Annotated in this window: 22 protein-coding genes; 7 read left to right on the top strand and 15 right to left on the bottom strand. The window is 47.6% G+C overall.

Translation table 11 applies throughout. From position 1 onward, the window contains the following. Nucleotides 1-564 precede the first annotated feature (564 nt). Together PHU49_04275 and PHU49_04270 are read left to right on the top strand one after the other, a co-directional pair. Nucleotides 565-792, top strand: coding sequence for a hypothetical protein (locus PHU49_04275; protein ID MDD5243212.1), 228 nt, complete (start codon nt 565-567; stop codon nt 790-792). 1 nt (nt 793) lies between these two features. Next, complete coding sequence (locus PHU49_04270) at nt 794-1,072, top strand: type II toxin-antitoxin system RelE/ParE family toxin (protein ID MDD5243211.1); 279 nt, start codon at nt 794-796, stop codon at nt 1,070-1,072. 437 nt (nt 1,073-1,509) lie between these two features. Here the strand turns inward: PHU49_04270 and rnhC are convergent, their stop codons facing one another. The 8 genes from rnhC to PHU49_04230 form a co-directional block, all read right to left on the bottom strand. Continuing rightward, entirely contained in the window at nt 1,510-3,342 is a 1,833-nt protein-coding gene (gene rnhC, locus PHU49_04265) for a ribonuclease HIII (protein MDD5243210.1), read from the bottom strand. Between the two features lie 472 nt (nt 3,343-3,814). Then, the gene (locus tag PHU49_04260; protein ID MDD5243209.1) at nt 3,815-4,114 is read right to left on the bottom strand and encodes a hypothetical protein; all 300 of its coding nucleotides are present in this window, start codon (nt 4,112-4,114) and stop codon (nt 3,815-3,817) included. Between the two features lie 22 nt (nt 4,115-4,136). Further along, nucleotides 4,137-4,478: a hypothetical protein gene (locus PHU49_04255; protein ID MDD5243208.1), complete on the bottom strand. Its 342-nt coding sequence runs from the start codon at nt 4,476-4,478 to the stop codon at nt 4,137-4,139. Nucleotides 4,479-4,823: 345 nt separating this feature from the next. Beyond that, nucleotides 4,824-5,156 carry a hypothetical protein gene (locus PHU49_04250; GenBank protein ID MDD5243207.1) on the bottom strand — a complete coding sequence of 111 codons (333 nt, stop codon included), beginning with the start codon at nt 5,154-5,156 and terminating at the stop codon, nt 4,824-4,826. 11 nt (nt 5,157-5,167) lie between these two features. Then, nucleotides 5,168-6,142 carry a hypothetical protein gene (locus PHU49_04245; GenBank protein MDD5243206.1) on the bottom strand — a complete coding sequence of 325 codons (975 nt, stop codon included), beginning with the start codon at nt 6,140-6,142 and terminating at the stop codon, nt 5,168-5,170. A gap of 138 nt (nt 6,143-6,280) precedes the next feature. Then, entirely contained in the window at nt 6,281-6,514 is a 234-nt protein-coding gene (locus PHU49_04240) for a hypothetical protein (protein MDD5243205.1), read from the bottom strand. A 15-nt stretch (nt 6,515-6,529) separates the two neighbouring features. Beyond that, on the bottom strand, nt 6,530-7,276 hold the full coding sequence (locus tag PHU49_04235) for a hypothetical protein (protein ID MDD5243204.1): 747 nt from the start codon (nt 7,274-7,276) through the stop codon (nt 6,530-6,532). A 13-nt stretch (nt 7,277-7,289) separates the two neighbouring features. Further along, the gene (locus PHU49_04230; GenBank protein MDD5243203.1) at nt 7,290-8,585 is read right to left on the bottom strand and encodes a metallophosphoesterase; all 1,296 of its coding nucleotides are present in this window, start codon (nt 8,583-8,585) and stop codon (nt 7,290-7,292) included. A gap of 433 nt (nt 8,586-9,018) precedes the next feature. On the opposite strand from PHU49_04230, the gene PHU49_04225 reads away from it, so the two are divergent. The 5 genes from PHU49_04225 to PHU49_04205 all read left to right on the top strand — a co-directional run bounded on the left by PHU49_04225 (nt 9,019) and on the right by PHU49_04205 (nt 13,725). Continuing rightward, entirely contained in the window at nt 9,019-10,290 is a 1,272-nt protein-coding gene (locus tag PHU49_04225; protein MDD5243202.1) for an FIST N-terminal domain-containing protein, read from the top strand. An 11-nt stretch (nt 10,291-10,301) separates the two neighbouring features. Further along, nucleotides 10,302-11,933 carry a response regulator gene (locus PHU49_04220; protein MDD5243201.1) on the top strand — a complete coding sequence of 544 codons (1,632 nt, stop codon included), beginning with the start codon at nt 10,302-10,304 and terminating at the stop codon, nt 11,931-11,933. Between the two features lie 221 nt (nt 11,934-12,154). Further along, entirely contained in the window at nt 12,155-12,514 is a 360-nt protein-coding gene (locus PHU49_04215) for a hypothetical protein (protein MDD5243200.1), read from the top strand. Nucleotides 12,515-12,590: 76 nt separating this feature from the next. Beyond that, complete coding sequence (locus PHU49_04210; protein MDD5243199.1) at nt 12,591-12,926, top strand: hypothetical protein; 336 nt, start codon at nt 12,591-12,593, stop codon at nt 12,924-12,926. Nucleotides 12,927-13,026: 100 nt separating this feature from the next. Next, nucleotides 13,027-13,725 (top strand): hypothetical protein, encoded by a 699-nt coding sequence (locus PHU49_04205; protein ID MDD5243198.1) that lies wholly within the window; start codon nt 13,027-13,029, stop codon nt 13,723-13,725. A 195-nt stretch (nt 13,726-13,920) separates the two neighbouring features. Here the strand turns inward: PHU49_04205 and PHU49_04200 are convergent, their stop codons facing one another. From PHU49_04200 to PHU49_04170, 7 genes are all read right to left on the bottom strand, one after another. Continuing rightward, nucleotides 13,921-14,949, bottom strand: coding sequence for a hypothetical protein (locus tag PHU49_04200; protein ID MDD5243197.1), 1,029 nt, complete (start codon nt 14,947-14,949; stop codon nt 13,921-13,923). A 30-nt stretch (nt 14,950-14,979) separates the two neighbouring features. After that, the gene (locus tag PHU49_04195; protein ID MDD5243196.1) at nt 14,980-16,194 is read right to left on the bottom strand and encodes an MFS transporter; all 1,215 of its coding nucleotides are present in this window, start codon (nt 16,192-16,194) and stop codon (nt 14,980-14,982) included. After that, nucleotides 16,169-18,478: a xanthine dehydrogenase family protein molybdopterin-binding subunit gene (locus tag PHU49_04190; GenBank protein MDD5243195.1), complete on the bottom strand. Its 2,310-nt coding sequence runs from the start codon at nt 18,476-18,478 to the stop codon at nt 16,169-16,171. The genes PHU49_04195 and PHU49_04190 overlap by 26 nt, the downstream gene beginning before the upstream one ends. Beyond that, nucleotides 18,475-19,581 carry a histidinol-phosphate transaminase gene (gene hisC, locus PHU49_04185; GenBank protein MDD5243194.1) on the bottom strand — a complete coding sequence of 369 codons (1,107 nt, stop codon included), beginning with the start codon at nt 19,579-19,581 and terminating at the stop codon, nt 18,475-18,477. Before hisC ends, PHU49_04190 begins: the two co-directional genes overlap by 4 nt. Nucleotides 19,582-19,585: 4 nt before the next feature. Continuing rightward, the gene (locus PHU49_04180) at nt 19,586-20,902 is read right to left on the bottom strand and encodes a hypothetical protein (GenBank protein ID MDD5243193.1); all 1,317 of its coding nucleotides are present in this window, start codon (nt 20,900-20,902) and stop codon (nt 19,586-19,588) included. 69 nt (nt 20,903-20,971) lie between these two features. After that, entirely contained in the window at nt 20,972-21,754 is a 783-nt protein-coding gene (gene otsB / locus PHU49_04175; protein MDD5243192.1) for a trehalose-phosphatase, read from the bottom strand. Nucleotides 21,755-21,774: 20 nt separating this feature from the next. Beyond that, a partial coding sequence (locus tag PHU49_04170; protein MDD5243191.1) for a trehalose-6-phosphate synthase occupies nt 21,775-22,133 on the bottom strand: 359 nt, incomplete at its 5' end.

The following is a 22,133-nucleotide window of genomic DNA, read 5'->3' as shown; positions in this document are numbered from 1 at the left end:
CGGGCTGCCTCACGAATCAACTCGGATCGGGACCGCGACTCTTCCCTGGCAACATCGTCTATCAAACCGAGAAGCTCTGTCTGAAAGGAGATGTTCACCGTGCTTGTCTTCATGTCGTTACCTCCGGAATTATTTTACATACAATGATTGTATATTGTCAATCCCCTTGTCTCGCCGGAGGAACTCGTCGGAGCGGTTATCCCACGTCCCTCGTCCTGTGTCCTTTGACCTTTTCCTCCCGCCTTATGCCTCACGGGTGTTTCGCTATGAGCTATCAGCTATGAGCCATGAACTGCCTTTCATTTCGTCCTTCATCCCAGCGCAGCAGACGTCCCACGTCCTACGGATCACGCGGGCTACTCCAGGTACCATCAAAAATCACTCCGGCCAGAAAAACTTCTTAGGAATTCGTCGAGGAAGTTACAGAAGTTACCAACGTCCCCGATATCCGATATCGATATAAAGAAAGACCAGACCCCACTGCCACTCCTCATCCTCTAGATAAATCAAAGTTGACAGTGGTGTAACAGAAGTGTTACACTTGGTATTGAAAGGAGTTTAGCCATGCCTACGAAGAATGCCCGCGTGAATGTCGTTATGGAAAAGCCGCTCTATTCAGCAGTGAGTGGTCTTGCAGAAAAACAGGGCCTGTCGATGTCAATGGTCGTAAGGGACCTCGTAAAAGAAGCAATCGAGCTAAGAGAAGACATCGAGCTCGTCAAGATTGCGGAACAAAGGGAAAGATCGCTGACCCGCACAAAGAAACTATCCCATAAAGCAACCTGGGGTTGATGTGGGATATACGCTCTCGTATCACCCGTCAGTCAAAGACAAAGATCTGCCGAAGCTCGACAAGAAAGCGAAGACAAGGATCAGGAAGGCAATCGAATCAAAGCTCCTGACGGCGCCGGAAGAGTATGGCGTGCCCTTACGGAGGACACTGAAGGGTTACTGGAAACTAAGGGTAGGGGACTACAGGGTTGTTTTTAAGGTAAAGGCAAAGGAGATCCTAATCCTTGCCATCCTCCATAGAAAAGATGTCTACGATGTTGTTTCAAAGGGAAGGGAATAAGATCACCCGAAAGGCGTCTGTTCGGTCCATCCTGTCTGGGCGGTTAAAAAGTCAAGAATAAAGATTCAATCCCGCTGCGCCACTGCGATCCTAAAAAAGTTATTTAATTTCTTAAGAACGTCTCTCTCTACTCTCTACCCTAAAATGCTAAAATAAAAGACCTGACCCCACGCCCCAGTGATTGGGTTGCCTGGTCGGGGTTTCTATTTTCATATACACATATCAAATCGCATTGGCTATAAGAGCCGAAAGGTTGGGATAGCCTGAGCCCAATACGTCAACATTTCAAGGGTCCCCGTCTACCGTCCCTCGGTCAACAGTTCTTAGTAGAGAATAGCCGCTTCTTCGAATTGCCCGAATTTTCTAAGTTCGTTCGCGCGTTGGTTTTTCTCAAAACGGTCGGTTATCTGATCTCTTCACGACGGCAATTTGTGAAGCTAAAGCTTATGAGTCGTTTTGAAGTGTAACTTAGCACACTTCCTGAGGCTGCTCATACCATGCCTTTCAACGATACGTCTCGCCGTATTCTCTACCTCTATAGACGCTCCCTTAGGCAATTCAATGCCAAATTCCTTACTGAGCCCAGCCAAGCGTATCAAGAACGCTTCACGAGCCAACACGGATGCAGCTGCAACCGCCACATGCTCTTCTGCCTTTGGCATTTGCAGCAACTCGATACCCTTCCCCTTCTCAAGCAATGCCTTCTCGATGTATAACTGGTCGCCGAACTGGTCAGAGATCGCACTATTGCAGTCAACGGTGGCGAGAATATTCTCGATTGATCGAGCGTGACCCCAGGCGAGGAGTCTGTTTAGGTTACCCATCTTATCGTAGAGATCGTTATATTTCTCCGGTCCGATAAGGACGACAGAATAGCGCGATGTATCTAGATATGATCTGATCGTATTGGCAAGTTCCATGATCCGGCCGTCTGAGAGTTTCTTGCTATCTCGTACCCCGGCATTCCTTAATCGTTCTTCGCTTTCAGGATCCAGATATACTCCGGCCACTACAAGGGGGCCGAAATAGTCACCTTTTCCCGATTCGTCAGTGCCAATGTAACCATTTTGCTTCAAACGGTGTGTCTCTTTGGCTTGTGGTTTCGGTTCCACGTTGAAGGAGGTTGTTTTCTGGTGTAGGTTTGCATCTTTATACCCGTGCTTTACTAGGACGTTGTAGGCATCCTTCATGCAAGTCTTGATCCAGCCTATCCTATTTTTAGCATCTTCCAATGTAGCGACCGAGATTATGCCAACATTTACAGGATCAGAGTGCATTTCTTTACACCGACAGCCTTCCCATACTGATATCATAGTCTCTATTACATGCCCGCATCTGCGTTTATCCATGATATATTTTTCAAACTTTCTTTTTCGAAGAGCATTTCCAATGTCCGGTTTGTCCGGATCAAGAAAATATTCTTCTAATGTAAAAAAGCCTTTTTCAATCATCAATCTAATCAAGAAACCTTCAAATACTTTAGCGTAAATCGCAACAAGAAAATTATATTCTCGGAGTACTTTGGACTGATTCTCTAAAATTTCGGTTAAGCCTTCACCGGTGATAAAAGACTTCTGGTCATTCTCGAAAAGGAAAGCAAAACACTCGTCCTGCGTTGCTTCTGTGTCTGCAAGTGCCCTATCAAAGATGGCGATCCCTTGGTCGACTCTTTCCTGAATAACCTCCTTGTTTTCCTCTGGCACAAAAAGCAGAGCTCGTTCCTGCGTAGACAAAGGCTTGATCTTATCTATAATATCAATTGCTCGATCGACTAGGTCAGAGTAGCTGCCTTGTAGCAATAGAGAACCTGAAGAAAACTGGGTAATTGTGATCTCGTTGCCAGAGGAGACAACTTTCGCAAGATAGTCCATGTGGGTCTGTTTAGGAAATTCCTTTAAGTCTGGATACAGCGCTGAGAGACGCTCTTTGATTGCGCGACGAAGATTATTGTCAGACACATAAAATGATGCATAAATAGGGAGGGTTTTACGTTGTATACTCGCTCTTTGCGAAGATAGCCCTGCCACCATCAAAGCCTTTGCTTCTTCAGGTATCTTCTCGAAGACAATCTTGGATGACATACCTTTCCCTCGATTGTAGTAAAGCAGTATGGCGACAGCCTCAACGCCGAATACGCCATGGAGCTTAGCCCCGGCACCTTTGTTTACTTCTTCTTCGCGCAAGAAGAGGATGCCAGCCTTTTCACATACTGCCTTCAATTGTGATAGGGCAGAAGCAATAGGTCGGACAAACTCAATGGACGAGCCCATTATCCGAAATTTCCCCTTGTTTTCATAGAACGACTGTTAGTGCATTTATAAAACCATGAAGAACAGAAGGAATCAGCCATTGGCAAGGAACAGATATAATATTTGTGGTGTTTCCTTGTAGAACGTTGAACTGATGTGCTTCTGTCATCCCCACCCCTTTTCTTTCATTCTCCTCCAAACATTATACAAATGCAACTAATTTTTGCCGGTGGATGGGATTGTTCAGGGAAGCGCGTTTGCGTACCAATTGTCCTGCCGGTTACCTGCGTGCGTCTTTGCTGGTTTTAGCGTCCTACGTCCCAGCGCAGCAGACGTCCCACGTCCTACGGCTGACGCAGGCGGTAACCATCAAAAATTCCCCCGGATAATAAAAACAGCTTAGAAAAGTTATTTAATTTCTTAAGAACGCCCCTCTCGTCTCTCGTTCCCCAGACCCGCATCGGCTGTTATCCCGGCAAGACTTGGCAATCTGTTATTTTATGTTTTTCAGTAACTCTATACTCCGATTCAGTTGTTGACCAAGTATCTTCACTTCAAATGGCGATCTGGCCGCTTTTAAGCTGTCAAGTATGGAATCCGTTGCTTTGTTTGCAGAAGTACTCAAATCTGCACCGTCAATTGATTCAACCCAGGCGAAAAATTGATCAGGTCCGTTTTCCGAATCATCCAAGGGGATAGATGTATCTCTGGTGGCTATGATTTTTCCGGTCTTATCCAGAGCGGCTTGAGATATGACAATTTCATTATCTTTTACTATATAATTCTTTTTCATTATTGTACCTCCAGTACCGCCATTACGGTTTTATTGCTGTCTTGAGAGCTTTTTCGAATGTGGATACCTTCGCATTTAGTGTTGATACCTCATATTTCTGTAATAGATTTACCAATAAACTTCCGCCACCCAAACCACTTACGATTGCTATACCCCATTGTTGCAAAGGCTGAATTTGTGAAGTCCCAAGCAAATATGTAACTAGCGAAGCAATAATCCCGAGAATTATATTTCCAAAAAAACCAGGATGTAACGTTTTCGTATTCTTTTCTGTGATCAGTATTCTCGGTAAATCAAAACCTTCTCGCATTAATAAACAATTGGCTACACCTCCTAAGGCACCCAAAAGGATAATTTCCCACATACTTACCCCCTTAATAAATTATTGACATGCCACATACTGTATAAGATCGTTAATAGCAAACTCATACATGGAGCGGAGGTGGGGACGTTCTTAAATAAGTAAACATCTTTCCCCCGCCAAAATGGAATTTTATTGAATTGATTTGCTTCCGTCATCCCTGCCCTTTTTCTTCCCATTCTCCTCCTGACCTTATAAAAATGCGACTAATTTTTATTGTGGAAGTGGGGGAGATGATAAGACCAAATCATCTTTACTGAATTATGAGTATCAAGTGTTTTCATCGACATTGGGTTCACTCACGTTCTTAAGTATTAAAAGTTTAATGTGATTACATTTTGTTTAAAGTCAAGGAAGATTTGTCAATTTCCCGATGACATCGATGAGCTTTCCAAGCGCCTCTGCAGCAACAGCCACTTTGTCGGCAACTGCTTTCAATTCCTTCATATCCTTTTCTATCTCTGAGTTTACACTTTCCAGCTGTGTTTTGTATCTTTGCAATTGCGCGATTTTATCATCAAGCGCAGAAGCGATGAGGTCACCTTCGATATTTTCAAAACAATTGCTCAATTTTTCCAATGCCTTTTTTCGGTCACCGCTTGCAGATTGAATTGCTTCATTTACCTCTTTTTTTGCATCCCGTATTAACTGGAGTGCATTGAATTTTTCTTTGTCTGACATTGCCTTCCCCCCTATTTATTATCTAGCTTTTTTTTCAATTCTTGAGCAGCTTTAACCTCATCAATCAGCACCTGTATTACATCGATCACATCGGGCAAATCCTGTTTCTCCAGCACGACCTTTGCAAGCGCGGCATGGGCTTGCCGATATGAGTCTGCAGCCTTAAGTGCACTTGCTGCAAGACGTGCCGCGTTATCTGAAGCTTCAATTTCATTCGCAACAGCGAGAGGGAGGCCCGGTGGCTGTTTACCTTCATATCGCCCAACTGTTGCTCTGTATTTTTCCATAACTTCCTTTTTTTCCTGGGTCAGTAGTCCCAATGGTTCTAATGCTGACTGCCCCTTGTCGGTGGTCAGACCTTTTATATTCTGAAGTTGATCCGCATCGAGATACAACGCCATGATTTCCTCTATTGTAAGGGTCATGGATCGGATGACAGGATCTGCAGAAGTGATTGCTTGTTTTAGAGCCTTCTCCTGCTCACTGCGAACATAGATTCCCCCAAGTCCTCGAATTATTGCTGCTACGCCGGAACCGAAGAGACCTAAATCTGTACCCTCCATCTTATTGTATTGCCCAATCCCCTTGTCTATGTTTTTCCCAAGAGTCTCGCAACTGGCTTGAAGCTCATTTGTGAAATTGTCAGATGTAAGATTCACTAATAAGTCAGCGTAGTCTTTTAGAACCTGTAAAGTTGCATCGGTTTGACGTCCTTTTATTGTCAGTGTTTCTTGCTGTGTTAGAGCGGTTTTAATCGCTTCAAGCGCCGCTTCTCCATCACAATAAGTAGACGCCATAAGTATCTGTCTATTTTTTCTAATCTTGGCATGTTCCTCGATAACAATTCCTGGCATCTCACTATAATTTTTTGCCGCAACCGCAAATTTGTTCACCTCTTTCACCTGTGTCTTAGTAAGAACACCACACCCACCGTTAATAACCAGCAGGGAAATCACTAAGAGATAAACCAATTGCTTCCTTACCATAAGTACCTCCTTAAGCTGAGAGAATAGGGGATGTCCTTCAAACTATAAATATTTTCCCCCGCCAAAATGCAATTTTATTGAACCTATTTGTTCCAGCCCCGCCAACACAATAAGACCAATATGTGACCACTCTTTTCATCATTTACAGGGAGGGTCAGGGCAAAGCGTTATCATTTTATAATCTCCTATTTTTTCCATGGCAGGCTTTGAGGACTTTTTTGGAGTTGCCTTTTTGTCCGGTTTCTTGATTTCTTTTGCCGGTTCTACGGTTTTTTTTGATACCGCCCCCTTCTCCTCTGATGTTGCTGAAAAACAGAATTGATAAGGTAATAAAAGACCGATTACTAACAATAATAAAACTATTTTTTGCATTTCACCCCCCTGCAATTATTGGCAATTTTTTATAATTGATATGTATTTCTCTTTGTCCTTGGACAACTCTTCGGCTAATTGGTAGAAATCGCTACCGGCCAGCGGCTGCCCTGCGTTCGTCCTGATTCCGTCGATATATTTTCTGATTTCATGATAGCTATATGAAGCAACAATAACGTGTCCCAAAGCTTTATCTATGGTATCTCTGTCTATTTTTTTGTTTTTGTATAGAAAGCCGATGTGCTCAAGGAAATTTAAATAGGAGTTTATTTGTTGATAGGTGAAAGGACCATCCCATGACTTATATAGTGGTTTGCAAGTTTCTATGTTTGCGAATATTAGTTTAAAATCCTGATTACCTTCATATTTTTCTTTCAATTGGATTACCGCATCAATGTGTGGAGTTGAATCGGGGTTATTCTGAGGTGAGTATAATACATAGCCAAGCACCAAAACGATAATAAGCACTGCAACGCCTCCGCCAACGCTAAACGAAATCGGATTATTCCGGGCTAGCGTTATAGGTATTTGACCTTTTGCAGCAGCGCTTCCTCCGATGAAAGATGCTGATAAGGCGCTTCCAAGGCCCAATATCATAATGACCAGGTATCTGTCTTGACCAGGGACGGACTTGCCCATGACAGACAATATTACAAGGAACATAAAGAAGACCAACGTTAGCAGCCCGCATAGGAAGCCAATTATCATCGGAGATTTGTACGAAAGGTTCTTTTTATTATTGCCATTTATGCCATTAGACATGCGGATATCCTCCTCATATCGATTTCAGTGTCCCGGTCCAGGTTTCGTACGCGGGGAAGTCGGTGCCCCGCTCTTCCTTCAGGTAAAAGACTGTATAGGTCAGGTTTTTCCAGTTGATAAAACCGAGACCTTCTTTTGTCTTGTAGTATCTTCCCCGCCAGGTGCCTGTATTGAGGTATACATGTTCTTTCGTGCCTGACGGGTCCTGCACGATGCGTATCGGGGCCTGGAGCGGGTCGTGTGTATGACCGTATACTATGTACCTGATACGGTTATCCAGGTGCTTGTACTCCTCCGGGGCTGCCTCGAGGAGGTCGTCTTTTGAAAAGCGGTCTTTTATCTTTTCTATCATCGGCATGATCTTTTCGGAGGAGAATATCTTGAATTTTTCAAGCAGGAAGAGGGCCGCCTGTATCTTGTCCGCCTCGTCTATCGGGTTTATCCACCTATCATGGTGCTTATACCATTGATTTACGAAATCCAGATCGTTAAATGCCTGTATCACTTCATCGACGGAATCCTCGATGGCCTCCTTGAGGGTAATATTGTTCTTCACCTGGTAGAGCAGCCATTCGACGGTGGCCGAAAAGGGCCTTACGTTCTCGATCTCCTGGAAGTTTCTCTTCAATGCATCCTGCTCGTCCAGAGGCAGTTTTTTGACTTCACTGTTATTCATAATCTGCCATGGAAGCCTTGCGACCAGTTCGGTCGTGATCGGATCGCCGATCGGCACCCTCATGTAGTCTTCATAACTGTATGTGAGTCCGCCCTCATAGTTGAATTTGTCAAACTCGTGACCGTGGCGCGCAAAGACGCCGTATTCGGCGTTCTGGAAAAAATGTTCGAACCTGTCCGCAGTTTTTGCAATCCCGAGTGCTTCGCGTATCTTGTCCCTTAGCTTTGGGTATTTATTGCATAGCCTGTCGTGATTGCCGGGAATGTAGATCCTTTCCGGTTCAAAAGGGAAGCCGAACTCTTTTTTAAGGTCTTTTTTTAACAGGTCGAAGGTCTCACGGTTCTTGCTGATGATTGCGTCAAATATAGTCTCAGCGTGTGCCTCAATCTTACTCTCGTTGGTGCCCCACGGTCTTTCATCGACAGGGTACCCGAACCACATCTCTGTCCTGAGCAGGTCGAAGATATCTCCCAGGAATACGATCTTGATTTCCTGTATTTCTCTGTTATTTTTTTTATAACGCTCGACATTGCCCGCAATATCCTGGAAGAATATTCGAAAGGCTTCGGTGGCAATATTATGCTTGCCCGCCGTCTCGTCTACAAAATGCAGGTCGCTTACAAAGACTAACATAGCACCCTCCTGAGATATTACCTTGCCCGGGGAAGCACTATTTGGATGAGGAAGAGGAGTGAAAAACTAATAGGAAAAGGAAAATTGAATTGAAAACTTAAAATATTGTTTGCTCATGGGTCCCCCAACCCTGTTTCCCATTCTCCTGCTATCTCAATGACTTGTCAAGAAAAAAGATAAGCCGGTATACAATACGATCGAGAGAAAACGAAGAGCGGAAGAACTTTTGTCTCTGCGGATCGGGCGTAAGCGGGCGTGAGACAAAAGAAGTGTCTTTCCATCACTAAATTGTCTTGGTTATCTTTATATTCGGCAATCGGCAATCGCAAATCGGCAATGGGATATGGGATATGGGATGTTCCCGGCTTTACATAAAAGAGATAATTTGTTGCAAAAGAGATGATTTTAATTGTATAAATCTTCTGGGGAGAGGATGAGAAAAACAATGGGCACAAGGGTGGGTACAGCGTGCAGCAACAGCGTCCATTCGACCTCCTTGCGAAGACTGGTGGTCGCAAAGGCCATGGAATCAGGGAACATCGAGAGGCCTGACATCGCCTTTGCCTTCTGCACAAACAAGGTCAATCCGTCAGATTTTTTTGATGATATAAGGAAGGTCGTGGGTGAGGGTGTGCCTATTGTGGGGGGCTCAGCCATCGGCGTTATCTCAAACTATTTCCTGTCCTACGGCGATTTTGCTGCCGGTATCATGGTAATCCAGTCAGAGACGATACGATTCAGATTACGATCGGCAGGGGGGCTCGATAAAGATGAGACTGCAACAGGAGAGCGGTTGATAAAGGATATATTACAGGAACAGGAGGAGAAAGACAGACTCTTCATGGTCATGTATGATTCAATAAAGATGCCTCCTGGCCCCGATTCTCCCCCCGTTATGAATTCATCCTCCTATCTCCTCGCAGGCATCGAGAAGGGTCTTAAAAAGCCGATACCGATTGTCGGTGCGGGACTGGTTGGTGATTACGACATGAACCCGACCTTTCAGTTTTGCGGTTCTTGCGTGGGTACCGAACAGGCAGTCGGGTTAATGCTGAACGGCGATTTCAATACGCACTATCAGATAATGCACGGCTGCACACCGCTTGACGGGGTATATCACCGGATTACAAAGATCAAAGGGCCGGTCCTCTATGAACTTGACGGAAGGCCGATAGTAGAGGTCATCAATGAAATGCTGGGGGATGAAGAATGGCAAAAAGAGAGGCCTGTGGATTTTTTGACGATTGGTGTTAATTATGGGGAAAGGTTCGGTAAGTACAGTGAAGAGGGATATGTGAACAGGCTGATTACAGGTGTTACCCCTGACAAAAAAGGGGTTGTGCTGTTCGAGCCGGATCTGGAAGATGGGGTGGAGATCCAGTTCATGGTGAGAGACACAGAAAGGATGGTTGAGTCAGCAAAAAGAAACACCAACCTGCTTCTCAAGTCTTTGACAGAAAAAGGGGCAAGGCCTGTTTTCGGAATCTACATAGATTGTGCGGGAAGGGCAGGGGGCTATTCAAATACAGGTATTGAAGAAGCGGCTGAGGTTCAGAATCTCTTCAATGATTACAGTGTGCCACTTTTCGGTTTCTACTCAGGCGTTGAGATAGCCCCGCTCCTTGGTAAAAGCAGAGGGCTTGACTGGACAGGAGTGCTTCTCGTTTTGACAGAGGACGACATCATCACGTCGGCAAGACATTAAACAGGGATAGAATGAATGACCAGGTAGAGTATTATAAACATATTGCCCGGGAGACTGGAAAGAGATATCTCCGGGAAGTAAGAAAGCTCACAAAGATTCTTGCACAGAAGAGACAGACAGAGGCAGCCTTAAGATCAGCAGAGGAAAAATACCGCGCTATCTTTGAAAACGCCATGGAGGGCATATTTCAGGTCACACCGGATGGCAGTTTCATTATTGCCAATCCTGCCCTTGCATATATGCAGGGGTATGACTCGCCGGAGGAACTCATAAATAGTATTACCGATATCGGCAGACAGCTCCATGTCAATCCCGAACGCCGTTTGGAACTGGTCCGTCTACTCAATGAGGAGGGTGCCGTACATAATTTTGAGGCCCAGTTGTACCGGAAAGACGGGTCGACGAACTGGGTTTCCATTGATGCCAGGACCATTCGGAACAAAAATGGAGAGACCCTTTATTATGAGGGCGCTGTAGAGCATATTACGGAACGGAAACAGCTTCAATCCCAACTCCTTCAAGCCCAGAAGATAGAAGCAATAGGTACGCTGGCAGGCGGCATTGCCCACGACTTCAACAACATCCTCACGGCCATTATCGGATACTGTAATCTCCTGCAGGTAAAGATCGATGGAGATGATCCGGCGAGGATATATGCAGACCACATATTGGCGTCTGCCGAGAAGGCTGCCGGTCTCACCCAGAGTCTCCTTGCCTTCAGCAGAAAACAACCGATCGAACTTAAACCGCATAAAGTTAACGGCATAATTAAGGAAACGGAAAAACTCTTGAGGAGGCTCATCCCGGAGGACATATATCTTGAGATCATATATGACGATGACGACATAACGGTCATGGCAGATGTTACCCACATGGAACAGGTGTTGATGAACATGGCCACAAACGCCAGGGATGCCATGCCGCAGGGGGGTGTATTCCGCATCGGGACAAAGGTCGTAACCCTGGACGATGAGTTCAGGAAGATACACGGGTATGGCAATGCAGGCACGTATGCACTCATCTCTGTCTCTGATACAGGCTGCGGGATGGATGAGACAACAAAGAAAAAGGTCTTTGACCCCTTCTTCACCACCAAAGAGGTGGGGAAAGGGACAGGGCTTGGCCTCTCGATAGTCTACGGCATCATCAAACAGCACAATGGATATATCACGTTGGAGAGTAAACCGGACCGGGGAACAACCTTTCACATCTATCTTCCCGCAGTAAAGGTAATGATGGAAGAAGCGAAGCCTTTTCTCCCTATCATCAAACGAGGGACAGAGACGATCCTTATTGCGGAAGATGACCCTTTGGTGCGGGATATTATAAAGGAGATCCTTACCGAATCAGGATATTCGGTTATAGAGTCGGTCGACGGAGAGGATGCCGTAGAGAGATTCATTGAAAAGAAACACGCCATCGACCTGATGATCGTTGATGTGGTGATGCCGAAAAAGAACGGAAAAGAGGTATACGAAGAGATACGAAAGACAGATCGCAATATCAAAGTTCTCTTTACCAGCGGGTATACCCGTGACGTGGTCATTGATAAAGGGGTTTATGAGGACACCGTTGACTTCGTCTCCAAACCGATATCGCAGATCGAACTCCTGGTTAAAGTCAGAGAGGCACTGGATAAATAAGGCCTCATCGCAATAAGTCGCGACATATGTTTTACCAAACTTGACATACCTGTATATAACAGGTGTTATATTAGAATAAATACTATCCAGCAATCATAGCGGGCACCGAGACGATCACCACCCTGATAATACAACTCGTGTCGGCTGTGACAAAGAGACTGTTGTGGAATATCACGAAGAGAAGAAGGATTTATCAGCATATAGAAAAAGGAGGTACTGTTATGAAGATCTTTTTTGCAGTATTACTGGCATTGGCAATGGTATTTGGGTATGGAATTTTTGTGTATGCAGATTGTCCTGACTGGCACGGTTACTGTTACGCAGATAACGGGAAAGGGAAATTACTGGGCGACGTTACTGCAGGCATGTGCTGGAAATGGAAAGAATTGAGTTGTGACTGGTGCAGCGGAAGCACGGAGCCGGCCGGACACTGTAATAACAAATATTCACAGTGTCAGGGCAACTGCTGGGCATGTAACGGCAAACAGGGTGACTACGGGGTATCCTGCTGGGACAGGGGCGGCAACTGTCACGGGTCGTGGTGCGGTGATACTGCAACAAGATCATCCTCACCCCGTTGAACCGGATGGGGCATGCCGTGCATTGGGTCAGGTAAAGGCAGGGGAAGGGCACAGAATATCACGAAAAGGAGGAATCATGAAAAGAGTATCCCTTATTCTGGCACTGATCGGGTTTGTGGTAACAGGCAGTCTGGCAATCCCGCATAGTGTATATGCAGATTGCAAAAGCGCTCATATACGCTGCTCCATAGACGGCAATCAGGCTCCGGCGACTATCGTTGCAACCACAACCTTCACCATGTGCTGGAGCTGGAAACATTTGGAGTGCAGACCCTGTCATGGCGGGGCTAAATGGAGCTACTTCGCCCAGTGGTGCAATAGCAACTACCAAGGATGCCAGAATAGTTGCTGGGGGTGCTACGAGGACCAAAACCTGTGTTTTGATAAACAGGGCAATGCATATATGTATTGATTGCAAGGAACATGGACCCGTGGAATTGTTTGTACGCTGTTCCGGTCCATTGAACATATCAGAGATGTATGAAGACAAGAATACAAAGGAGGTACCACCCATGAAAAGACTTTTGATTGTTTGTTTCGCACTGCTGTTCCTTACCGTCTTCTCAGCCGGTGATCTCATCTGTGCAGAGAAGACACAGCCGAAGAAAACAACACGCGCGAAGACGGAACGCTCCATGATCCGGACCTTTGCCGGAAAGGTAATGAACGTTGATACCGGGAAGAAGACCATCACCATTGCAGCTCTCATGGAGACCGAATACTACCTCCAGGAGAAGGATACCCTCTTCAAGGAGTTCGAGGTGGATGAGAAGGATATCACCTTCGATGCCTCAGGAGCAAAGTTCCAGGGGGTAAAGGATATTAACGGTATCACAAAAGGTCAGTTGGTCCGGATAGGCTATGACACAAAGGGGAACGCCTATGTCGCCCATACGGTCCTTCTCATCCCCAAGAGACAGTCTCGTTCCTCCATCCGGACCTTCTTAGGCAAAGTAGCCGCCTTTGGTCCCGCAAAGAAGACCATGACGGTAAAAGCGACCATGGAAGGGGAGTTCTTCCTCCACGAGAAGGATACTGTCTTCAAGGAGAAGCTCATCGATGAGGCAGACATCACCTTCAACACCTCGAATGCCGTCATCGTGGGCAACAAGACGATCAAACCCGGCGATACGGTGAGGGTCGGCTACGACAAAGAGGGCAGCACCTACATGGCACATACGGTATTGAAGATAGAGAAGAAGCAGAAATAAGGCAAGGGTATTCAGTTATAGAGGCGGTCCGGGGAGGATGCTGTGGGAGATTCATTGAAAAGAAACATGCCATCGACCTGATGATCGTTGATGCAGATCGAACTCCTGGTTAAAGTCAGAGAGGCACTGGATAAATAAGACCGGAAATTATGTGTGTTTGAAAAAACTGTTCGGAGTTATTGATTATATAAATGGTTATCGCGTTGTTGCCTGCCAATCGGCACGCGTAAAGTCCATAATCGTCTTTGCCCTCTCCGAGTAAAGCTGAATCCCCTCCCAGTTTGGTGTCCCGATGACCTTCTGCATAAGGAGGCCGTCGCTATCAAACCACTGAGGAAGTACGCCCCCCAGGAAATACCCACGGTCTCTCAACGAATCAACGATCCTGCCAATCCAGGGCATACCGAGTTTCAGCCAGACCTGTATTACTATTATTCGTTCGCGCAGCAACTCTTCCTCTTTCTTATCGAAAATGCTGTCAAAGTCTCTCCCTGTGCCGGAAAAGGCAATCCGGGCCACGTTTGCGAAATCAAAGACCTGAGAGCTTGATTCCGTTGCTGCCTCCTGAGGGATATTTTCTGAAGATAATTCAAGGGTGCGGGTATCGTTGATCTTTGAATAGATGTATGCCAGTTGTTCCCGGTAGATCGGGGGGATGTAGACCGTGTGCGGTCTCTTCCTGTAGATCTTGAACATGGGGAGTACCGCCACTCTGCCGGATGAGCTCTGCTCCTGCGTATAAGCCTTCGCGGGCATGAGGTCTACCTCAAGGGCTGTCTCCGTATCCGATCCCACCAGCCCGCTCCAACTTTTCTGCATGTATGTATGGTTGCAGACGGCCTCGCCGAAGATTGCATTCACATCGAATTCTTTTGCAAGCACATCGCATACATAGCGGTTCATCTCCACGCTGATGCCTATCCCGCGGTATGCAGGAAGCACCAACCCCTGACCTGCCTCATAGAGTTTCGGGTTCGGGGCTGACCGGAATAATGCGTCATATCCTACAATGTCCCCGTTCTCTGTACGGGCCACGGCAGGGACATTCTCCTTCGCGTGAAAAGCCGACACAAGCGCTGCCGGATCATACACAAGCCTTACCGGGTATCCATTGCCGTACACCGCTGTAAAAAGTCTTGTAACGCCGTCCGCGTCTTCGGGCCGGAAGGTGTCAATCGTGAATCGTTGCCCTTCTTTAATCCCAACCGGTTGATCTTCTGACATGTCCCCTCCTGGAATCAGTTTTATATACTGTTATTTATCTTTCTTGAAAAGTACAAAGGCGGCACCCATCATGCTCGAGAAACTACAGAAATAAAAAAGTGCAGGATAACCCCAGTATTTCAGTATAGAACCGCCTGCCAGGGGACCCACGAAAAATCCTCCCTGCATCATGACAAGGGAGAGGTTCAGGTTAAGGCCTTGAAAGCGGGGAGGCGACACGTCAAACATGATGGCATTCAATACCGGCATGACAATGCCCCACCCGAGACCGGTGAGGAAGGCCATGACAAAAAATCCGGTATTGCCTGAGATAAAGGGTAATGTAATGTAACAAAAGGCAAGAAAGGTCATGGATGATACTATGAGCAGGACCTTGTTCGTTTTGTCAAAAAAGGCACCCCCTGCAAGCCTCACGCAGATCATAACGATAGTGGCGATAGTGAAGAACAAGCCGGGATTTCCTATCCCTGCCTTTTTTCCAAACCCTTCCAGAAAGAAAAAAACCGTAGTATAGCCGCTGTAGAGAAGAAGATTGACGATGAGAAGGATCACGACATTCCTGTCTTTGATATCATCGCGCAATTCCCCTGCGCTTATCCTTGTGTGTTTTCCTGTGGTGTTTGCAGACGATGCGCCCGATTTGAAGAGGGTGGGTACAAACAAGGATAGTACCATAAGAATGATTGCATACCACAGTGTATCGATAAAACCTTCCGGTGTCTTCACCAGAGGGCTTACAACGGCCGGCATGATCGCATAGGGAAGGAGCCGTACCGTAGAGATGAAGCTGAAGGCCTGCCCGCTCTTTTGCATGGGTATGTAAGCTACGATCATGGCCATCATGGCGGAGATAAATATAATAAAGCCCGCTCCGTGAAGGATGCGTACCACAATAAGCCATGGCACCGTAACAGCCGTCCTGTAAAGAAAAAGGGCAAGGATTATCAAGGCAATACCCGCGGACATCCATCTCCTGGCATTGCCGGGGTGCAAAAGCGGACTCAGAACCGGCTGCAAAAAGAGACCGGCAAGCGAGTCGGCGGCGATGATAAAACCGTACCAGCCGGGGTCTATTCCAAGAAAGCGAAGGTACTGATAAAACTTGAAGAATAGCGCCATGGTAATGGAAGTGAGAAAGAGCATCCCGTTAAGGATAAGAAATTCTTTGCCCAATATCTTTTCCGGTGTTCTTGCTGGCGTTGGCCGGGGATCGATAATACTATACCTCCTGCCTTTTTTCGCCAAGGGCTGTGAATATCCGCTCGGCAGTGAAGGGCGCACGGGGAATCCTTATACCGCATGCATCATGTATCGCGTTTGCAATGGCAGGGAGGGGTCCGTTTATACTTATCTCCCCGATGCCCTTGATGCCGAAGGGGCCTGTCTCTTCGCCTATTTCCACCGGAATGGATACTATGTTGGGGATATCCGGTGCCGTAGGGATCTTATACGCGGCAAGATCTTCAGTCTTTATGCGGCCCTCCGAGATCTTAAGGTCTTCCATCAACGCATAACCGATACCCTGGGCAATGCCTCCCTGGATCTGCTGTTCATAGAGAACGGGATTGAGGACGCGCCCGGCATCGGTGACAGCGAGGTACGCGCTTATCGCAACCTGGCCGGTAGACTCGTCTATCTCAACACAGGCAAGGTGTGCACCGTAAGAAAAGATACAATGGGGACCCATGTAGATGACGTCCCTCGCCTCTTCTGTGACAGGCACCTGAAAAAAGCCCGTAGCGATGCGTTCCGGGGGGTTCATGGACAATGCAAGCGCCTTGAAAGATATCTCCCGCCCGGTCTGCCTGTGCACCACTTTCCCCTGTCCCATGTCAAGTTCCTCTTTTGTATCTGCTGTCAGGGCAACCAGGGATTTTTCGAGGATTATCTCCTTGAGTTGTGCTGCGGCAATAATAAGGGCATTGCCGTAGACATACGTACAACGGCTTGCCGAGGCAGACCCGGAGGGGAGGGTTTTTTCAGTATCGGGAAGAATAAGCTCCATTGAGCCGGATTCCTGCGAGAGCACCGCACCTGCGATCTGGAGGTTTGTGGAGGCATTTCCCTGACCCATGTCCACAACCCCGGCGTATACGCGGATTGTCCCTTCTCCGGTAAGCTCTATTTTTGCATTGGCAATATCAGGGACAACGGGAGGATATCCCATGGCGTGAGAGAGAGCCGCGAGCCCTACACCCCTTTTCTTGCCTGCCTGGGCCGCCTTCTTCCACTCATCACGTTCCTGCCAGAGTGGGTGACGGGAGAGTTCCTGAAGGCAATCAAGAAGACCCGTAGAATAATTAAGAGTGACCCCCATGCAATTTTTATCTCCGTGACGTAACGCGTTTTTAAGGCGCAGCTCAAAGGGATCCATATTGAGCCTCCCGGCAAGGATATCCATCATCTGTTCCATGGCTGCCGTTGCCTGAGGCACCCCGAAACCCCTGAAGGGGCCGCCGATGGGATTATTCGTATAGACGCACCAGCCGTGGATGCTGACGTTGGGTATCCTGTATGCTCCCCCTGCGTGTTCTATGGCAAGGGCCATGACCTCCCCGCATAGCCCCGCATAGGCGCCCGCGTTGAAGTAAAGCCTGCATTCCAGCGCGTGGAGCGTCCCGTCCCCCTTTGCGCCAAGACGGTAGTGCATCCTGGCAGGCAGACGCTTTACCCCGGCCAGAAAGCTTTCATACCGGTCCCACCACATCTTCACCGGTCTTCCTCCGGCATTGAGGGCCGCAAGGCCGAGGAGAGACTGAACCGTTACGCCGTCCTTCCCGCCAAAGGCTCCACCCAGATACGGCGCAATGACCCGGATGTCCTCTGCCTCCATACCGAGGGAATGCGCGATCTCGATGCGGTCGCGAAACGGTGTCTGGGTGGAGGCGACAATGACAAGCTTCCCGTCGCCCGTCGCGTATGCCCACCCTGCCTCGGTTTCCAGGTAGGCATGTTCCTGGTATGGAAGTTCAAAGGACCCTTCCGCGATCACCTCTGAATCCTTGAGCGCATCGCCCTTTTTGCCTGTTTCCACGAAGATCCTGCGAAGAAGATTCCCATCAGGGTTATCCTCATGTATGACGGGCGCCCCTTCTTTGAGCGCTTCTTCAGGTTCAAAAACACCGGGGAGCGGTTCGTGTTGGAAGGTGATCAGATCAAGGGCGTCCTTAAGCGCCTCCTCTGTCTCGGCAATAACGAGGGCAACAGCGTCGCCGGTGTAACGGATCTTATCGTCAACGAGCACAGGGTGATCTTTTCTGATAATCCCCTGTCTGTTCGATCCCTTTATATCCCTGTGGGTAAGGACGGCAACGACGCCTGGAATTGTTTTTGCCTCTTCAATGTAAATGTTTTTTAAAAGTGCATGAGGCACTCCTGCCCGCTTTACACCGGCGCGGAGGCAATCCCCGCCATAGTAATCCGCCGCATATCTCTCTTTGCCGGTTACCTTTGCATAGGCATCGAAGCGGTTTCCTGTTTTGCCGGTTACTGCCGGTCTTTTGGCGGGTTCAGGATTGCCCGGCCTCATGAGAGGATCCTTTTCAATCCTGCTATAAAGGCCTCCATGGCTTCATGTTGTGATATGCTGACCCGTATCCAGTTGGGGAACCTGAAACCTGTCATGCTGCGGATCATTACCCCCTGAGACATCAGCTTCCGGTAAGCAAGGGTGTCATTCATGGGGAGCCTTATCATGATATAGCATCCTTCACCGCATTGCGTTTCAAGTCCTATCTGCGCAAGTTCCCTTCTGAGATATTCCTTTTCCGCGTGTACGAGTTTTCTTGTCTTTCCGATATGCTCGTCATCGTCAATAGCGGCAAGGGCTGCCTCCTGCGCAACAGCGTTCACGGAATAGACCACGCATGTCCGGCGGATGATATCAACCACTTCCATGCTGCCCGCTAAGTAACCGATGCGCAGACCGGCAAGGCCGAACATCTTTGAAAAGGTGCGAAAGACAACGAGGTTGGGATATTCCTTAGAGAGTTCCATGGCGTTTGGAAAATCAGGCTCATCGACAAATTCGCAATATGCTTCATCCACAACCACGATCTGACGCCCCCCTATTGTATCGAGAAAATTACGAAGCCTTGCCGAATTCCAGTATGTGCCGGTAGGGTTGTTGGGGTTGCATACAAAAAGGATCTTGGTCCGCTCATCGATCCTCTCCAGCATTGCCGCATCATCAAACCCGAAATCGATGAGGGGCACGAGGCGCGCCTCAAACCCTGAGAATGTAGCCACCCACTCATAGACGGCAAAGGTCTTATCCGCGGTGATGATGTTGTCGCCTTCCTGACAAAAGGCCTTGATCACGAAGGCGATGACCTCATTGGCCCCGTTGCCGAAGAGAAACTGGTCAGGGTTAAGGCCGAATTTTTCGGCGAGCTTATAGCGCATGTAGTAAGAATCCCCGCTGGGATAGAGAGCAGCCCTGGGAGGCTGAAAGCGCCGGATAATCTCCTGGGCAACAGGCGGGGGTCCCAGAGGATTTTCATTGTTATTGAGGCGGTATAAGTGATCGACCCCATAGAGTTTCATAAGTTCGGGGTCCGGTTTACTCGGGATGTAGGGTTCAAAGTTTTTTATGTATTCAGGCACAAGACTTTCAAGCGGTCTGTCAGGCATGGCTCTATACACCTTCTCTGTATTGAAAGATAACTATATCGGCCTTTCCCGCATAAGGAAGTATAAGCCGGGGCGTAAAACCGTTTTCAAGAAGGGCCGGGGTGAAATTTACCTGCCATGAATGGCCGAGATCGATCTCAAAGAAGATGATCCGCATTCCCTCATTTCTCAGTATCTCGATATGTTTCGAAAGGTTTTGTGATGCGTCCATGCCGTCCCATATCGGGCGCAGGAAGACCATTTGTTGCGTACGGATAAATTGAGCGGCAAGGACCGAATGGGGCGGACGTGTTTCTCCCCCGTATCCGGTCAATACTATCTTTCTTGCAAAGAATAAGGATTTGTACCGGTCCTGCAGGAATTTCTCCAGGGCAGGATGCGCCCATACCTGTGCACCCAGGTCTTCCTTTAAGAACCTGTAGTAGAAAGGCCAGGGGATGGTGGTTCCGTCGGGCGCATAATAATCGACAACGCCCAGTTGCTCGAAATATTGCTTCGGCAATTCAGGGGTGGAGTACTCGTTGATAAGACAAAGGGCATCTGTCTTTGAGATGCTGCCTATCAGGGCATCGGTAAGCTTCTCGGCCATACCCGATTCGGGCAACTGGTTGAAGAGATAAGGGCCGTAGCACTCCACCATCTTTTTCCCGGCAATACGCCGGCGCCACATTAAGCCTCCCCCGATTGAACCCTGGTCGTCAACGGCAAGGAGGGCATTGTATTCGCCGCTTGCCACCATGTCGGCTACCTTGCCGGGAAAGCGGAAATCAGGCGGATAAAGATTATCGGCATACATTGACACGATCTGACGGGCAAACAATTTTAATGTCTCAGGATCGGGCGTCAGGATATTCACGGCTTCCAACGGCTTCACTTCGATCGGTCCTGCATCGGCTGTTTCAGGATAGGTTTTCTCTTTGATCAACACCACCTCAAGGCCGTCCCCTGAAGTGCGGGCAATACCAAACCTGTCCACTAACCTCGATGCGATCAACAGACCCATGTCTTCCAGTCCCGCCTCGTCTTTTGCAGATATGTGCGCTGTAAGATTGAAGGCCCTGGGGTCAAAATGGGCAACTTCACAGAGAATCCTGACCTGAACAAAGTAAACACCGTTGCTTGCCGTTATTGTCAACGGTTTGTCATCTTTATCGATCCCGCACATGTAGGTAAAGATCTCTTCGCAGGCGAGCGTAAGTTTCAGGGCACTGTTGCGGTCGAGCCCGAAGGCCTTTGCAGACTCTTCTGCAAAAGAGGTGACGAGTGGAGTAAATGCAGGGTTAAGGCGTACCCTGAGCTGCACATCATCTTTGTCTGTCATGCGAAACCTCCATACCGCGAAAGAGATATCCGGAGAAACTCAAAAGGGTTATCCGGAGAAACTCAACTGTCACAGATCAAGGGTTGATCCTGCTCCCCAATCATATATCGTTTGAAGAAACTGCAAAATCTCCCGATGACCCTTGAGATAATACTGTGCCTCTGTCTTTTTAGAACTCCCGACCCTGATTGTGATGCCATTTTTCTTTAATGCCCTAAAGGCCGTTTCATCAGTTAAATCATCGCCCACATAAAGGGGCAGACAATCCGCATTGAGTCTTTGCAAGATAAATAACGCTGCTCTTCCTTTATCCCAAAGGACATCCGGAGCCAATTCGAGTACCTCCTTGCCCTTTATTACCTTAAAGGCATCTCCGGCAAATTCTTCAGATATGGTCTTGTGGAAGATATGACGAACCAACGCCTTACTTTCTTTGCTTGCCATACGATAATGGAGCGTAAAGGACAGGTTCTTTTTTTCAATGAATACACCTTGAAAATTTCTGGTAGCCTTTTCAATGCTTTGACAGGCTCTATCAATTGTATGCTTAAAAGATTTCGCTTCAGGGTGAATAAACCTGATCCGGGGGCCTGAAATCTCCAGCCCGTGATTGCCTCCATAGTAAATGCCTTTTATCCGTACTCTTTTTTTTATATCAGCCAGGGATCTGCCGCTCAGTATGGCAATAGAAGCGGACCCTGAAAGGGCGATCTTTTCCAGTTGATCTCTGACCCTGGGTGAGAGTGAACAGTCTGCCGGATTATTTCGAATGGGAACAAGGGTGCCGTCAAAGTCAAAAAAAAGAAAAAGCCGCTTGATATTATTTTTGAATACAAGCGTACCCCTTTTCAAAAAATATTCGGGGGATGTTTTCATGTTGAACGGACACGGGTGAGTTCTGTAATGAGGCTCCCTGCCCACCGATAGATATTCTGTTCCTGGATTGTAGCTCTCATCCGTCCCATCCTTTCTGATCTTTCAACAGGGTCCATCTTGAGTGCCATATAAATGGCGTCAGCCATTGACTCTATATCATATGGGTTCACAATAAGGGCATCTTTCAGCTCACGGGCCGCCCCCGTGAACTGACTGAGAATAAGCACTCCATCCTCGTCATCACAGGAAGCAACAAACTCTTTTGCAACAAGGTTCATCCCATCGTGAAGGGATGTAACCATACAGATATCCGCTGCTTTGTAGAATGGCCGTATTTTATCATGAGGGTGGTTTC

The sequence above is a fragment of the Syntrophorhabdaceae bacterium genome (genome assembly GCA_028713955.1).
Classification (GTDB): domain Bacteria; phylum Desulfobacterota; class Syntrophorhabdia; order Syntrophorhabdales; family Syntrophorhabdaceae; genus UBA5609.
The sequence above is the reverse complement of the archived record's forward strand: the minus strand, read 5'-3'. Positions and strand labels throughout refer to the sequence as shown.